This is a genomic window from Paenibacillus sp. FSL W7-1332, assembly GCF_037969785.1.
Classification (GTDB): Bacteria; Bacillota; Bacilli; order Paenibacillales; family Paenibacillaceae; genus Paenibacillus_AQ.
Genome location: NZ_CP150209.1, coordinates 3,429,352 through 3,443,988, shown reverse-complemented (window position 1 = coordinate 3,443,988; position 14,637 = coordinate 3,429,352). Strand labels below are relative to the sequence as shown.

The window sequence follows — 14,637 nt, the reverse complement described above, 5'->3', positions numbered from 1 at the left end:
TTGTAGCTAGCAAATCAGTTCGTGGCATAAATAGAAAAGGCGCTGTAAAGCAGAAGCAATCCCATCGATATATTAAACGGGCGCTCATATCGGGATAACAGATGCTGGAACAGCGAACCGAATAGCGCCCAGGTCATGTTGGCACAAATGCCGACAATCGTGAGCAATAACGAGTAGGATATCAACTGTGCATGGGAAGTAGAGATCGGCATGACGAAGGTCGATACAGCTGTTATCCCGTATAAAATAACCTTCGGATTCATGAACTGGAAGATGAACCCGAAATAAAAGGTATTGAATCCACGTGCCTTATCATCTGCATGAGGGGGCTTGCTCTGCATGATTTTTATGGCAAGATAGATCAGATACAAGCATCCGATGATATTCATAACAAACCTGATCTTCGGGATGAATGGATATAATACCAGATTGAAATAGCTGGACAACAGCATAATGACCAAGCATCCAGCTGCTACCCCTCCGATAAAGCGCATCGTTTTCTTAAATCCGTGGCTCCGTGCATTCGTCATCGAAATGATGTTGTTGGGTCCGGGCGTAAATGACGCGACAATCGCATAGGTCAACAGCGAAACGATGAACACGCGCTCCCTCCTTTCGCGTATGTTATAGTAGTGATAATTGTACGTTATAACGTCCGTGCGTTATGATTATACAATATGTATGTTATAACGCACAATCTAAAAAAGGCGGTGTATGATGTTGAAGCCGATTCATTTAATATTGGCGAATAATATGAAGCTGCTAAGAGAGCAAAGGAAGCTAAGCCTGGATAAAGTCGCGGAGATGACTGGGATCAGCAAAACGATGCTGGGCCAGATCGAACGAGGAGAATCGAGTCCCTCTATAACAACCGTCTGGAAAATCGCGAACGGGTTAAAGCTTTCTTTTACGTCTTTGATTAATGAGCCTCAATCCGAAACGGTCGTGGTATCCCAAGAAGAGGTGCAAGCGCTGGTGGAGGATCACGGAAAAGTTCGAATTTATCCTTTTTTCCCTTTTGAGGAAGGGCGGCGATTTGAAATGTATTCGTTAGAAATGGACTGTGGCGGTTATTTAAGTGCAGATGCTCATATCGAAGGGACGGAGGAGTTTATTACCGTATTCGAAGGGGAGATCACCATTCGTATCGATCATGAGGAATATACGGTAAAGCAAGGGGAATCCATCCGGTTTAAGGCCGATAAACCGCATGTTTATCATAACTCCGGCTCCTCCATGAACCGGTTAAGTATGGTGATCCATTATTCCAAATGAAAAAGCCGCAGCCCCTCCATAAGAGGGAGCTGCGGCTTCGTATAACAGCACTACGTTCATCTACGGAGTGAGTTCGTACTGACTACCCCGTAACGGGACAACAACTTGCGCCCGAGCAGACCTACGGCACGGTCCGTTACGAACCCCATCAATCCCAGACAAATCAATCCGACAAAAATCCAATCCGTACGGAAGAACAAACGTGAATTCCAGATCAGATACCCCACGCCTTCATTCGAAGCAATCATCTCTGCCCCGATAATCGCCATGAACGAGGTTCCCATGGCAAGCCGGATGCCGGTGAACATAAATGGGATCGTTGCAGGAATGATGACATGTTGCACAATCTGCCACTCGGATGCCCCCATGCTGCGGGCGGAGCGGATCTTATCCTCTTCTACGGATAACACACCCGTCAACGTATTTATTACCACAATAAAGAAGGTTGCATACAGAATAAGCATAACTTTCGATGTTTCCCCGATGCCGAACCAGACCAGAAACAAGGTGATGAAGGCAATCGGCGGAATGAACCGGATGAAATTGAGGAACGGTTCAGCAAAAGCGCGAATTGGCCCTACCTTCCCGATGATAAGTCCGGCCGGGATTGCAATCAGGCTGCCGAGGGTCCATCCGAGCAGCACCCGGTACGAACTAATCCCGATATACTGAATCAGGGTGCCGTCCATCAACAATTCATATCCGCCCTTGGCGGTATAGATTGGACCTGGCAGAATTTCGGGCCCATACGCAAGGGAAAGCAAATGCCAGACGCCAAGACCAGCAATCCACACCAGGATATGAAGCGACCATTTCTTAATTTTCTTGCTCATGGGTTCCCTTCCTCTCTACTCGTCAAAATGCGATTGGATTTGGTTGTACAGCGCATGGAAAGCCGGATTAGATATATCTCTCGGATAGGCGAGAGGCACCTCGTAGATATCCGTTATTTTTGAGGACGGACCCGCTGACATGATGCCGATACGTCCTCCGAGTAGAAGAGCTTCCTGAATATCGTGCGTCACGAAGATGACGGTTTTATCCGTGTCCTGCCATATGCGTACCAACTCTCTTTGCATCGTCCGTCTTGTCATCGCATCCAATGCGCCGAATGGTTCATCCATGAGCAAAATCGCTGGATCATTGGACAATACCCTTGCCAGCTGTACCCGTTGTTTCATACCGCCTGACAGTTCGCGTGGATATTTGCTCTCATGCCCCGCAAGACCCACTAGCGAAATAAACTGGCTGGATATGTCCTTTCGTTTCGCGGGAGGTATTCGCTTCATCCGAAGTCCAAATTCCACATTCTCTCTTACGGTCAGCCATGGGAACAAGGATGAGTCGGCTTGCTGAAATACGACGGCACGATCCTGGCCCGGACGGTCCACCTCCTTCTCGCCTACTCTCACCTGACCCGAAGTTTTGGATACAAAGCCGGCGATCAGACTCAGCAGCGTCGACTTGCCGCACCCGCTTGGACCCAACAGAACAAAGAACTCGCCGCCTTTTACCGCCAGATTGACGTCCTGGATAATATAGTGCAAGTCACCTGACGAGGTTTGCTGTGCGTAACTTTTATTCAACTGTTCAATGTGGATTTCATTCTGCCTTGACGCTGCTCTCATCGTCTTCATCTCCTCACTTCAGTTCAAGGACTCGATCCGGGAATGCTTCCCTCACCAAATCCAGATTCAATTTTTCTTTCAGCTCGAAGTCCTTTTCGATGATCCCGTTATCCACCATATATTCCTTCTGTCCCTGTAATCCTTCGTAGGCTTTTTCCGTAAAACCAAGATTCCATGGATTCTTCGGCAGATCCTTTAGCGTTGCTTCTCTCGGCTGCTTGACCTCTTCATACATCAGATCCGCCGTTTCCTCCGGATGCGCCTGGGCATAAGCTGACGCTTCATCCAGCGCTTTCAGCAGCGCTACGAAACCTTTCTTGTTACTGTTGAGCCCTTCATTCGATGCGATCAATCCGGTACCAAGCCTTACCGGTGTCTTGGACATATCCGACAATTCTTTGGCTTCGGTAAGCGCACCGAACTTCTCGTTCAGCACTGCTCCATATACCCAAGCGGCGTCAATGTCGCCTTTTTTGAGAGCTACATACGCCTCGTCGAAACCTCCCTGTCCGATCAGCTCCACATCCGAGAGCGCAACTCCGTTTTCGGCCAAATACACATCCCACAGATAGGGGATGAAAGTGCCTCTTGAGAAACTTAACCTTTTCCCCTTGAGATCCGCAGCGCTTCCAATCTCTTTACGAACGAACAGCTTCCATTCGCTCGCACTTAAATCCGTTGCCGTTCCTGAGGAAGCAAAGATGGAGTAATCGCCTTTGCTGACAGCGTTCAGGAGCGGGAAGTCCGCTCCGAACGCAACGTCTACCTGTTTAATGAATAAGGAGTTCACGCCTTCAGCCGGCGTAGCGAAGTTTACCAATTCGGCATCAATTCCGTGTTTGTCGAAGAAGCCCTTGCTTTTTGCCACACGAAACACGGTATTGGTGGAAATGTCCGCGATTTTCAGTTTGAGCCGATTCTCCTGCTGCTCACCCAAAGCATTGCCGCACCCGCTTAGCATACTCATGATAAGAATCACCGACAGCATCCAAAAACTCCATTGCTTCCAAGATTGATGTCTACTCATCCCGATCCCTCTCTTTATGCACGACTTCATCTGTTCTGGCCACGCAAAGCGCGCCCTCACCATATGAGATTGTACCTTCGACTTCCACGCTTGTAACGGCACCTCTCGGCGCGGCCCCCGGCAGACGGTAATCGGCAACATCCAGCGGGGCAATCTCCGTCTCAACGGGCAATTCAAGCTGAGGAACCCATTCATATGGAACCCGGTATGCGCGATAGACCATATTGGAGTTGCGGCTGTTCTTATAAGGCGAAATATATTCCCACACCAGCTCAAATTCTCGTGTCACTTCGAATATTCGCCCGTCAGCCCCTTCGGTAATCAGGGTGTTGCCATTGGGAAGCCGCTGTGCCGAGCTGATATACGGGCTGTAAAAGCGGTAAGAGTCAAGCGGAGCCTGGAATCCGGCTTCCGTCGGCGTATATTGCCATTCAATCTCTAAAGTAACGGGGTTGATTTCCAGGATGCGCGAATGGTCACGCCGAGCTATTTTCAAGCCATCCGCCGCTTCCGGATTCGGCTTTCCGTAACCGCCCCAACCCCCATTATCAAAAATCAAAATGTTACCCTCGCCCGGAAGGCCCTGCGGTATGAGATGTGCATGATGCTGGCCGATAATCCAGCCGATATGCTTCGTTTCCTCCGTGGAATAATCGGGGCCAAGCTTCCAGACGATGTCCCCGGTTTTTTTATCAATGATGGCAATAATATTCGTTTCCCTGGCATCCCAGATTATATTATCGGGATGAAAGCGTTCGTCTCCCGCATCATAAAATCGGTTAGGCCCGAGCACCGAAGCCGAATTAATGTGCATCCAATCGCCCGCATGAGCTCCAAAGCCGCGGGTGTTCGGATCGCGGGATAATGCGAGCTTTGCATCCTCATCAAATCCCAGTTCATCAAAGTGATCGCTGACGGCCCATTCCCACACCACATTTCCTTCCCAATCCACTTCGATGATCGTATCATCCAGCAGCTCGATGTCGGATATCTCGGGACGCTTCACGTTCTTGTGGGCCAGAATGAGCGTATTTCCCGAATCCACCTTCGGATCCTGCCCTGGAACATAATAACCGACGGGATTGCCCTCACGCTGATAATCGTGATGCTGGCGTGCCATCCACTGGGGCGGATGCCCCGGATCCTCTATGTATTCATAACGGTCAAATTTCCAGACGATATTGCCGTCCCAGTCGACCTGCACCAGATTGGTTTCATCCTGAAACCCGTATTTCGGGTCGCGCTCTGAGGTGCTTCCCAGCACGTAACCACCCGGAAACAGCTTGTTGGGAAATCCTCGAAGCCCTTTCCACAAATGAACCTCTCTCCCATTCATGTCAATGAGGAGAGCTCCTGTATCCGCTGCTTGATATATCGTGTAACCGCTCCAAGTCTTCTCCGGATTATAAACCGTTGTACCTGTTGGATAAATCGTCGGATGTCCCATCGTCACAACTTCCTTTCAAATTTGATTTTTAGTAAGAAATAAAGGCGTTTGAACGTTTCACGGAGCCGCGATTACCTTGAACATTCCTTTCGTTTGGCTCGGTAAATATTGCACACTGTTGAAGCACGGAATCCGAGAAACCTTCAAGATGTTCATGGAGCTGTTTAAAATAATGAATGAGTTCCCTGAGCTCCTCGTGCGAGAATGCGCCGAAGATGAGGTCAATCATATACCCGCCAACATTTTCATTACGCTGCAGCATCTCTCTTCCTGCTTCTGTAATATCTAAGGCAATCGCTCTCCGGTCCGTCTTGCTACGCCTTCTGATCGCGAACCCGGAAGTCTCCAGCTTGTCGCATATCGCCGTTACAGCTCCGGATGTGAAGTCGAGCTGTTCCGCCAGCTCGCCAAGCCTCTGCTCTCCATTCCGGAATATCGTGTTGAGAATCAACAAGCCTGGCAAGGATATGCCTTCCACCGAAATCTTGTCACGTTCTTTGACAAATCTGCGTACCACTTTGCGAAAATGCCAATCGGCCTCCTCTAACAAGTCCCAATTCTTATCTTCCATGTCGCTCCTTTCTCGGGTCATGAACCTCCGTTTTCCGGTCCTTATCCCCTATTGCTAACACTTGAAAATACAGAAAGACCCCAGTCTCCCCCTTTCGTCGTACTTACGACAGAGGAGTAAACAGGAGCCTTTGGTGGACCAATCGGCTGACATTATCCTTCAATGCTAAGATAATGAATGATCATTTAATGATGACTGAAGGGTGATACCTGTGGCTAGATTAAACCAATTAATTCCACCTGTCAAGTAGGAATTAAATAAAGTTCATCCAGGGAGAAATGCGCAGCATTATAAAAAAGACAACCGCGCACCCATTTGACGGATATGGTTGACGTCCGCAAACAAGATAAAATAATTGTAGAATGTTTCCCCGATCTGGACAGGGCGGGGGTATCTTACGATCAGAGCGGACTGCTTATTCATCTCGGCTGGCTGGTCGGCTGACGGGAAGATGAAACACGCGTCTTGATGTTGCACCTTCACATGGATAATCGTTGGTGATGAGCCGTAAGGCATTAATGGATGAAAAGCTTCGGCGTGGCATACTTCGGTAATAGGGTCACTCGAGGAAATCGCGGATACCTGAAAAAAACCGTCGGCCCCTTCGTATCTTTCTTCACTTACCTGACGCCAGTTTGCGGGATATGGAAAGGATACCCGATAAACGAGGCTGGTGAAAATGTTTTCCGGAAGCCTTCTGGCGCGGGGAGACCACTGCACGGCGGTAATACGCCCGCCGCTGACAACGTTCACCGGCATCTGCTCCCTGATATCCACGATCCAGAGCTGACTAGCGCTTTCAACACCTCCGCATCCCGACAAATACGCGATTTTCGCACCGTCCGGCGACCACCCGACAGGGGTGGCAAAACAGTCGGAAACCGCAAGCGTTCGTTGATTCTGACCGGTCCGGCTGTCAATCTGGATAAGAGAATAATAATTTGGCTCTTCATAAGCGGTTGCACTGTAGGCGATGTTCCGGGAATTCGGTGACCATGACGGAAAATAGTTTTTGGCGAGCGGTCCGCCTTCCAGCGTATAGACGGTTCCGGTTGCCAAATCAACCGTTGATATCATGGAGATACTTGCACCGGGGAATGTATAGAGTGCGAAGGCACCGTCCGGGGATATCCGAACGTTATGGAGCGGTCCATTCATATTCCGTGTGATTTGTCTCCGATTTTCGCCATCGCTCCGCATGCGGAAGAGCTGCGTAATGCCGCTGGCATCCGGAGCCGCAAATAGAAGCTCTGTACCCGAAGGGAACCATTGAACATCGCTAGCTCCAGGCTCTGAGATGGTATAGCTCCGATGGGTGAACATATCATAGACGACGATCAGGCCGTTTTTAACATACACCAGCGACCGGTTGTCAGGAGACCAGTCCAACAGCGTGTAAGGTTCGATTTGGTCAATTCTGGCTGCGGTAAGCGTGGCGGTATCCAGCAAGTGGACCACATTTCCCATTCCGATAAATGCAATCCTCCTACTGTCCGGCGACCAATAGGGAACGGAGAATTCCGCGCCAAGTCCCCGGGTAAGTTGAACATGAAGTCTATCCTGCGGTCGGTACAGCCAAATGTCGAACGATCCGGCACGATTCGATGTATAGGCGATCCACCCTTGATCTAGATCATGAGAAACAGCTTGCAAGGCCAACATCCTCTCTTGAATCATCTGATACTTCAGATATATTCAGTGGAGGACGGTTAGGCGACCGTCCCGATCGGATTTATATCGAGCTTCTTCATTTTTATTTGAATGGCTCATCATGCGGATGCGTCGTATTTTCAAACGAGCTGTTAGGCATAAAATTCAATTGCAGGGTTACCTGAAAACGTTGTTTCGGAATATTCGCCGATCGTGTACTCTGAGATGATTTTTGTCCAAAATGCTTGGGCTGACCGATTTTTTTCCAACCAGGCAATACTCCACTTGCCCTTAAACATTTCGAATACTTTAAAGGCTGCTTCCTTACCAATTGCCTGCTTTCGGTATTTTTTTAAGATGAAAAATTCCGCCATGGAGTAGTTTCGAGTGAAATCTCTTGCTGTTTTTATTTCTCTCACCAATACAAACCCGGCCAGCTTCCCTGATTGTATTACAAAGTAAGGATACCGCCCCTCTTCCGTCCAGTAATGGTCTAAATACTTATAATCGTACAAGCCAAATTCATTAACGTCATTCTCACTCTCAACTTCGTATTGGCTCATATCGTATTGATAGAGTTCCATGAGGTTACGTAATCCTGTTTTCTGTTCATATGAAACCTTTAAAAGTTCCACCTGCCCACCTCCTTGATCTCTGTATGGATGTAAAAATATATTCAACATGGTGTGTATAGATCCTGCCCATATTTGAGAATAAGGCAGTCGAGGATCATTCTCTCATTGGTAATGATTTGCCTTTTTCTAGTATTGCTCAACCCCATGATGGTTGGTAGAATATAACAGTTATATTATCGTACATATACAAGGAGAGGAACACAATGACAGTTCAACAACAAGCAGCAATGGATTCCATGATCGAATGGCTGGCAAATGAACAAGAGCTCGGTCATAATCCCAGCAAAATCGAATTAGCGGGGGAATTTGATCTTCACGGCATGCATTATTATATTTTCAAATATAAAAAGACCCTGTTTGGCAAATGGCTGGTCGGTGTCTGTGGCGGTTATGAAAATCCGTCAGACACCGAGCATTGCGGACATGTATTCAGTGAGATGCAGCCCTATCATTCTGCCACGGCGGAACAGGAAGCTGTAGCCATGGTTAACATGATTCGTGAGTATTGGATGAAACAGGCGGCACTCTATGAGGCAGGGGAAGCTCCAGAGAATAACCCGACGGACTCCAACGAATCTTCCGGTATATTTAACGGCTTCGTTCTGTTGAACTCATCGGAATGCGACCTGGAGCAGATCAAAGCAAATCTTCAGCACGATTGGAATATTTCCTCTTCCCCGGAGAATGGCAGCTCCGAAGAGGAAAAGGAAGGTATTCTGGTCTTTGAAGCAGACGGCTGCATGGTCGCGGTCAGCTTCGTTGATGCTCCGGTACCGGATGGCGAGGCTGAGCATTACGCGCAAGGAAACTACCTGTGGCCAGAGGCAGTAGAGGTAACCAAAACCCATGTCAGTCAGCTTATTCTGGCTGTGTTTTCGCGTGCTGCCTCCCCGCTTGATAGCGGCAGGATGTACACCAAGCTGGCGGCAAGCTGTTTGAAACTGCCTAATGCCGTCGGTCTCTATTCATCCGGCACGGTATTTCAGCCCGAGCTCTTTGTGGAAATGGCTGAAACCATGAAATCCGACGATCTGTTTCCGCTGTTAAATCTCGTATACTTCGGGCTCGTACGCACGGAATCCGGAGTCAATGGTTATACCTATGGACTCAGAGCCTTTGGTAAAGACGAGATCGAAGTGCTGGACAGCCAGGTAACACCTGCCGAGCTTCGTGAATTCCTGATGGATATTTCTTTATATATCGTTGAACAGAACGTCACACTAAGGGACGGGGAAACCATCGGCTTTTCGGCGGAACAGAAGCTGCCGATTATGCGTTCCGACGGAGTTTATCTTGATGGTGACACACTAAAAATCAAGTTCTGATTCAACGTAATCTTCCACATTAAAAAGGCGCTCCAAGTCATTCAAAATAACTTGGAGAGCCTTTCAAACTCTACAGCTTGAAATGGCGATGTTCCCTTGAGTTTTTATATAACCGGCCAAAGCTGACGCCTTGACATGACACCCAGACCCGTGCAACGTTCATCGTTTGGATGGCAATTACTCATCTTCCTCCTTGAATGTCTGTGCATTTAATATATCCTCTGCAAACTGCAGCAAGCCTTCGCTTTTCATAATGGCAATTCCCTTCTGCGCCTCGTCTCCCAGAACCACCAGACTATCCCCGGGGCGTATATCGAATATATCCCTGGCTTTTTTGGGAATTACGATCTGACCACGTTCCCCGACCCGTACCATGCCGAAAATATGTTTTCCCTTCGGACGCAGGCCGATTTCTGAATGCTTATCGGAATAATGGACCAGATCATCCAATACCACGCCATACAGATCCGCAAGAGCTGTACAATGTTGAATATCCGGTACAGTCTCTCCACTTTCCCACTTCGCCACGGCTTGTCTTGAAACGCCGATCTTTTCGGCAACTTCTTCTTGGGTGAATCGGTGCATCTTTCGCAATTTCTTCAAATTCATATTAATCATATCGATCACATCCTTTGTTCTCATTATAAAGTCATTTTCCGAGTAAACCAGTAATTAAGGATAACATTTCATGTTGCTTTCAGTTGCCGCAGAACAGTCTCACATAAAAAAGCCCCCTGTCAGAGGGAGGCTTTATTCGCGATTATGATCATCGTATTACGCCTGGATAAACAGGCTGAATTCCTGGCCGTTTTTGACCGGTTCCTGTGCCATGGTATAGCCGTGTTTAACGACTTCCTCCGGCACGTTCCGAAAAGCGGACGGACAGTCCGAAATGACCTGAAGCGTCTGCCCTTTTTTCATATCACGGAGTGTTTCGAGTGTGTAGATGACCGGGTAAGGACAAGATTCCCCCCGGAGATCCAGTGTGAAATCAACGGACATGGGTTGCATCCCCTTTCTTGAATCCAACGCCGAAGCGGTAGTTTTTTTGCCAGTATGCGGCGACAGCGAATCCACCCCCGAGTACAAGCAGCGTAATGATCAATGCACCCGCCGGACCCATGACGGTGATCAGGTTGATAGGCGAGCCGCTCTTCACGAGAAGGTTAAATATCCCCATATGATCCCATGCATATGCCAAAGCAGTTGCACCTATTATATTGCCGATAAACACGGGTAAAAAGACAACTTGTCCCTCCATCAGCCGGTACATCATGCCGGTTTCGCAACCGCCGGCCATAACAATACCCAAGCCGAAGAGCAATCCGCCGATAAAGGTGCTTGGGGCGGCAATTTTTGTAATCGGGTCCAGACCGTATACAAGAATAACGATAAGTGTAGCGGCAGAGCTGACTGCCATACCGACGGCAATCGCTTTTGTCATCGTAGCCCGGCCGCTGATCCACAGATCGCGGAAAGCGGAAGTAAAGCAGATCTGCCCCCGTTCGATCAGAATACCGAATGCCGCTCCGAAAAGGGCGGCTGTCCCAAGCATCGTGCGACCTGTTGCGTAGAAGTATACGATCAGCGCGATGTACGCAAGACCTAGCATACCCCCCAATAGGGGTTGCCGGTTCTTACCCGTTTTAAGGAAAGACACGGTACCGCCCATTTTCAAGACAGGCTTCCCTTTCCACCATCTTGTGTTAACCAGCCGAGCACCTAAGAATGTGCCCGCGCCGGTAGCAACGATAAAGATCCAGGAATGAAGGGAGAATTGTGGGACGCCGGTAAAAAAGGCTGCGAGATTGCAGCCCAGAGCCAGCCGGGCTCCGAAGCCCGCGATGATTCCTCCGGCAAATCCCTGAACGTACCGCCGTTTCTGTCTCGGCATTCGGATCTTGAAATTGCTGCTCAGCAGAATCGTAATGAGGGCTCCGATAAACATGCCCCATACGATCCAGCCGTCGGTCCGCGTCCAAGTCGTTCCGTTCATATGTACGAGGTCGAAATACGCCCAATCCGACACATCTACCCCGATGAATTCCAGAATATGTCCCCCGAAACGGGTAAACTCACCGGTTACCGCCCACACCGTATGGGTGATTCCGAAGTAAACCGCGCTGAGAATACCGGCCAGAGCCATAACCAGATAAGGGCTCCAATAACTTCCGAACCATGTTGAATATAACTTTTTCACTTGCCTCAATAACTCCTCTTCCATAAAGTCACGACACTCATCTATGGTAAAACCCGCACATTCCATTTTACTATAAAAACTGCAACGCAGGGATGAAAATGTTCATGCCATTACATCGTTAAAACAAAAAAGCCGCGTTTGTTCGCGACTTTATTGCGTGTTTGTTCTTAATATCCGAGTTCATTCATGTTCAAAGCGGCGGGTTTGCGACTCCCATTTGTATCCAACCTTCCTTTGAAGGACCATATACCGCAGGGATATTCAATCCCGACTGACGCATAAGAACGGTGACCTGCCCTCTATGATGAGCAATGTGCTTAATCAATCCCATAAAGATGGTAGCATTTGATTCCTGACGTCCAAAGGCATTTTGGATTTGTTTTAAACTTTCATCCGTCCATTGTGCTTCAAGAACCGTCGCTACCTCTGAACTTATTTTTCTAAAAGTTTCGGCGATTTGTTTCGCGGCCGGTACATCATCTGAATCTTGCACCTGATGGAGAACAAGCCCGAATTCAGTCAAATATTCAGGGGTGTTCGTTACGAAATGCCAAGCAATTCTCCCCAGCGTCCTGCCTTCAGGATATACCTGCTGTTGTAAAGATTCATCCGTCAAACTGTCTAACACCTTTTGTGTTAATTCAGCTTCCCTCTTCCATTCTGTAATAAAATCAGAAACGGTTGTATACATGATTGATTCATCCCTTTCTAAGAAACTAAGTTCAATATTTGATGGATAGGATGTAAGATGATCATCCTTAAGTTCATCATATCTGCTAATAGTGACAAGGGTTGTCATAGTTATTTTTATCATTAGCGAACAACCGAACTGCAAGCAAGAGCGCCACCAAAACCATGACAAATCCGGACCAACCCAGATTGTCAATGGAGGAGCTGCTGATCACCAATCCGCCGATTCCTGAGCCGAGGGCGAAGCCAAATTGGATAAACGAAGTGTTGACGCTTAAGGCAATATCCGGCGATTGCGGGACCAGGGTAACTAAGTACAACTGCTGTGCTGGAGATGTCGCCCATGTGGCGGCCATCCATAACATGATGAATGGAACAACAGCGTAGATCGAGCCGTTGAACCAAGACAATAGCAGCAACGTTCCCGCTTGGATGGACAGACCGGCGTAGATCGTGAATCTGGATCCCTTCGTATCCGCTATCCCCCCTCCGAATTTGGAGCCAACAAAGCTGCATATCCCCGAGATCAATAGAATACCGGAAAGCGCCGTTGCGGATAACTCACTATTCTGCTGAAGATAGGGGGATATATACGTAAATAGCGATGAGTATCCTCCGATATAGAACAGCGTAATGACTACAGCCAGCACCATTTTTTTATCTTTTAATATCGACAGCTGCATTCTAAGTGTAATGGCTTTTTGCTCCGTAATGGACGGAACTTTGGAAACGACCGCCAAGAACGGAATCACCATCAGCAAGCCAGCAATGACGAATAAGGTTCTCCATCCCATGGTTTCGCTCAAGAACGTGCCGATCGGCACGCCGAGCACCAGGGAGCTGCTAAGTCCCATCAATATGGTGCCGATCGCACGGCCCCGATTCCGTTCTTCAACCATGCGCGTGGCTACGGCCATAGCAATGACCGTGGCTGTTCCACCACTGAGTCCCTGGATCATTCGAGTCATCAGCATCATTTCAAGTGAGTCACTAACATAGACGAAACAGCTGCTGAAAATAAATATGCCGAGCATGACGAGAAGCATTTTTTTTTCGGTCCACCCGGATGGTTGCGGCGACCACTACGGGTGCGCCTATCGCTGCAGAAAGGGCGAATGTCGTTACGAATGATCCAGCGGTGGACGTCGCAATGCCTAGATCCTCCGCTACGATTGGAAGAATTCCGCTTATGATGTACTCGATCGTTCCAATGAGAAACACGGCCAGGGCAAGCAAATAAACGATCCATTTATTACTCATGCTCGTTCCTCTTCGTATTCAATTGGCAATTGAATTTCGATGAGACAAACCCCCGGCTCACCTGATAAAGGCACATAGGTTTCTCTTCCGGGCTGGTCGCTTCGAACGAGATAACCATGCTGCTCAATCCATTCGGCAAGATCCAGGCAGGCCGATTCGGAGTACGCCGAATCCGAGCGGAATAACAGTGTGGCCATGGTCTCAGAAGGCAGGGATCGATACTGGAGATGCTCCGGCAGCTTGAAGGTGTCCGATTTCACGGCATAACCGGCTTCGAACTCAAACACATGCTCCTTGCTGCCGGATACGTTCCACAACAACGTCTGCGGACCGTATAATAGAGACTTGGCTCGGCCATCATGCAGCCCATCGAACATTTCGAAAAGGCTTGGGATATCCTCAACGGTGCCATGGGAAGCATACGTGATCATGTGCATGGCTTCAACGCGTTTCAAGACAACCTCTTGTTTATTATTTACTTTTCCTTCACGTTCCAGGAGCTGCATTCTTTCTTTTACCCGGACAAGCCTAGAGCGCTCCATATCAAGCTGCCGCTCGATTTCACTCTCCTTGAGCCTCAGCATGCCCCGAATCTGTTCTGTTGATATATCTTCATGAAGGAGCAACGCGATCTGCTGTAATGTAAATCCCAATTCCTTATATATGACGATACGGTTGATCTCCAGTAGTTGTTCGGCGAAATAATACCGATATCCCGTCGATTCATCGGTCATGGCTGGCTTCAGGATTCCGAGCTGATCATAATAGCGCAGAGTTTGTAACGGAATTCGGCTCAGCCTGGAAAACTCGCTGATTTTAAACAATGCTTTCACCCTCTATCTTGATTTATTGGTTAGAGTATAAACTCTCTAGTTAGGTATAAAGTCAAGAGGGCTAATAAATTTGTACGCAAGCCGCGATGGTAAGGA

15 protein-coding genes and 1 pseudogene are annotated in these 14,637 nt (G+C 48.4%); 2 read left to right on the top strand and 14 right to left on the bottom strand.

Annotated elements, in window-relative coordinates; translation table 11 throughout:
• Positions 1 to 14: 14 nt before the first annotated feature.
• The gene (locus MKX98_RS15340) at positions 15 to 602 is read right to left on the bottom strand and encodes a LysE family transporter (protein WP_339223932.1); all 588 of its coding nucleotides are present in this window, start codon (positions 600 to 602) and stop codon (positions 15 to 17) included.
• Positions 603 to 720: 118 nt separating this feature from the next.
• On the opposite strand from MKX98_RS15340, the gene MKX98_RS15335 reads away from it, so the two are divergent.
• Complete coding sequence (locus tag MKX98_RS15335) at positions 721 to 1,275, top strand: XRE family transcriptional regulator (protein WP_339224455.1); 555 nt, start codon at positions 721 to 723, stop codon at positions 1,273 to 1,275.
• Between the two features lie 56 nt (positions 1,276 to 1,331).
• On the opposite strand, the gene MKX98_RS15330 is transcribed toward MKX98_RS15335, so the two are convergent.
• The 7 genes from MKX98_RS15330 to MKX98_RS15300 form a co-directional block, all read right to left on the bottom strand.
• A complete protein-coding gene (locus MKX98_RS15330; RefSeq protein WP_339223931.1) occupies positions 1,332 to 2,108 on the bottom strand; it encodes an ABC transporter permease in 777 nt (258 codons plus the stop codon).
• Between the two features lie 15 nt (positions 2,109 to 2,123).
• Complete coding sequence (locus MKX98_RS15325; protein WP_339223929.1) at positions 2,124 to 2,903, bottom strand: ABC transporter ATP-binding protein; 780 nt, start codon at positions 2,901 to 2,903, stop codon at positions 2,124 to 2,126.
• Between the two features lie 13 nt (positions 2,904 to 2,916).
• The gene (locus MKX98_RS15320) at positions 2,917 to 3,930 is read right to left on the bottom strand and encodes an ABC transporter substrate-binding protein (protein ID WP_339223927.1); all 1,014 of its coding nucleotides are present in this window, start codon (positions 3,928 to 3,930) and stop codon (positions 2,917 to 2,919) included.
• Positions 3,923 to 5,377 (bottom strand): aryl-sulfate sulfotransferase, encoded by a 1,455-nt coding sequence (locus MKX98_RS15315; RefSeq protein WP_339223924.1) that lies wholly within the window; start codon positions 5,375 to 5,377, stop codon positions 3,923 to 3,925. Before MKX98_RS15315 ends, MKX98_RS15320 begins: the two co-directional genes overlap by 8 nt.
• A 28-nt stretch (positions 5,378 to 5,405) precedes the next feature.
• Positions 5,406 to 5,948: a MarR family transcriptional regulator gene (locus MKX98_RS15310; RefSeq protein ID WP_220687433.1), complete on the bottom strand. Its 543-nt coding sequence runs from the start codon at positions 5,946 to 5,948 to the stop codon at positions 5,406 to 5,408.
• 288 nt (positions 5,949 to 6,236) lie between these two features.
• Positions 6,237 to 7,610, bottom strand: coding sequence for a hypothetical protein (locus MKX98_RS15305; protein WP_339223921.1), 1,374 nt, complete (start codon positions 7,608 to 7,610; stop codon positions 6,237 to 6,239).
• A 140-nt stretch (positions 7,611 to 7,750) separates the two neighbouring features.
• On the bottom strand, positions 7,751 to 8,233 hold the full coding sequence (locus MKX98_RS15300; RefSeq protein WP_339223919.1) for a GNAT family N-acetyltransferase: 483 nt from the start codon (positions 8,231 to 8,233) through the stop codon (positions 7,751 to 7,753).
• 203 nt (positions 8,234 to 8,436) lie between these two features.
• On the opposite strand from MKX98_RS15300, the gene MKX98_RS15295 reads away from it, so the two are divergent.
• Complete coding sequence (locus MKX98_RS15295; protein WP_339223916.1) at positions 8,437 to 9,558, top strand: DUF4261 domain-containing protein; 1,122 nt, start codon at positions 8,437 to 8,439, stop codon at positions 9,556 to 9,558.
• A gap of 177 nt (positions 9,559 to 9,735) precedes the next feature.
• Here MKX98_RS15295 and MKX98_RS15290 read toward each other — a convergent pair whose 3' ends face one another.
• From MKX98_RS15290 to MKX98_RS15265, 6 genes and pseudogenes are all read right to left on the bottom strand, one after another.
• Positions 9,736 to 10,176 carry a helix-turn-helix domain-containing protein gene (locus tag MKX98_RS15290; RefSeq protein WP_339223914.1) on the bottom strand — a complete coding sequence of 147 codons (441 nt, stop codon included), beginning with the start codon at positions 10,174 to 10,176 and terminating at the stop codon, positions 9,736 to 9,738.
• A 156-nt stretch (positions 10,177 to 10,332) separates the two neighbouring features.
• A complete protein-coding gene (yedF, locus tag MKX98_RS15285; RefSeq protein ID WP_015735163.1) occupies positions 10,333 to 10,560 on the bottom strand; it encodes a sulfurtransferase-like selenium metabolism protein YedF in 228 nt (75 codons plus the stop codon).
• Positions 10,550 to 11,782 carry a selenium metabolism membrane protein YedE/FdhT gene (yedE, locus tag MKX98_RS15280; RefSeq protein WP_339223911.1) on the bottom strand — a complete coding sequence of 411 codons (1,233 nt, stop codon included), beginning with the start codon at positions 11,780 to 11,782 and terminating at the stop codon, positions 10,550 to 10,552. Before yedE ends, yedF begins: the two co-directional genes overlap by 11 nt.
• 166 nt (positions 11,783 to 11,948) lie before the next feature.
• Entirely contained in the window at positions 11,949 to 12,449 is a 501-nt protein-coding gene (locus tag MKX98_RS15275) for a DinB family protein (protein ID WP_339223909.1), read from the bottom strand.
• Between the two features lie 85 nt (positions 12,450 to 12,534).
• A pseudogene (locus MKX98_RS15270) lies at positions 12,535 to 13,708 on the bottom strand (MFS transporter).
• On the bottom strand, positions 13,705 to 14,532 hold the full coding sequence (locus MKX98_RS15265) for a MerR family transcriptional regulator (RefSeq protein ID WP_194544773.1): 828 nt from the start codon (positions 14,530 to 14,532) through the stop codon (positions 13,705 to 13,707). Before MKX98_RS15265 ends, MKX98_RS15270 begins: the two are co-directional and overlap by 4 nt.
• Positions 14,533 to 14,637: the final 105 nt, after the last annotated feature.

What these genes read in the sequence shown, in the direction of transcription:
- MKX98_RS15290 (WP_339223914.1), bottom strand. Translation starts at nt 10,176, where the DNA reads ATGATTAATATGAATTTGAAGAAATTGCGAAAGATGCACCGATTCACC.
- yedF (WP_015735163.1), bottom strand. Translation starts at nt 10,560, where the DNA reads ATGTCCGTTGATTTCACACTGGATCTCCGGGGGGAATCTTGTCCTTAC.
- MKX98_RS15275 (WP_339223909.1), bottom strand. Translation starts at nt 12,449, where the DNA reads ATGTATACAACCGTTTCTGATTTTATTACAGAATGGAAGAGGGAAGCT.
- MKX98_RS15295 (WP_339223916.1), top strand. Translation starts at nt 8,437, where the DNA reads ATGACAGTTCAACAACAAGCAGCAATGGATTCCATGATCGAATGGCTG.
- MKX98_RS15330 (WP_339223931.1), bottom strand. Translation starts at nt 2,108, where the DNA reads ATGAGCAAGAAAATTAAGAAATGGTCGCTTCATATCCTGGTGTGGATT.
- MKX98_RS15310 (WP_220687433.1), bottom strand. Translation starts at nt 5,948, where the DNA reads ATGGAAGATAAGAATTGGGACTTGTTAGAGGAGGCCGATTGGCATTTT.
- MKX98_RS15305 (WP_339223921.1), bottom strand. Translation starts at nt 7,610, where the DNA reads ATGTTGGCCTTGCAAGCTGTTTCTCATGATCTAGATCAAGGGTGGATC.
- MKX98_RS15325 (WP_339223929.1), bottom strand. Translation starts at nt 2,903, where the DNA reads ATGAGAGCAGCGTCAAGGCAGAATGAAATCCACATTGAACAGTTGAAT.
- yedE (WP_339223911.1), bottom strand. Translation starts at nt 11,782, where the DNA reads ATGGAAGAGGAGTTATTGAGGCAAGTGAAAAAGTTATATTCAACATGG.
- MKX98_RS15320 (WP_339223927.1), bottom strand. Translation starts at nt 3,930, where the DNA reads ATGAGTAGACATCAATCTTGGAAGCAATGGAGTTTTTGGATGCTGTCG.
- MKX98_RS15315 (WP_339223924.1), bottom strand. Translation starts at nt 5,377, where the DNA reads ATGGGACATCCGACGATTTATCCAACAGGTACAACGGTTTATAATCCG.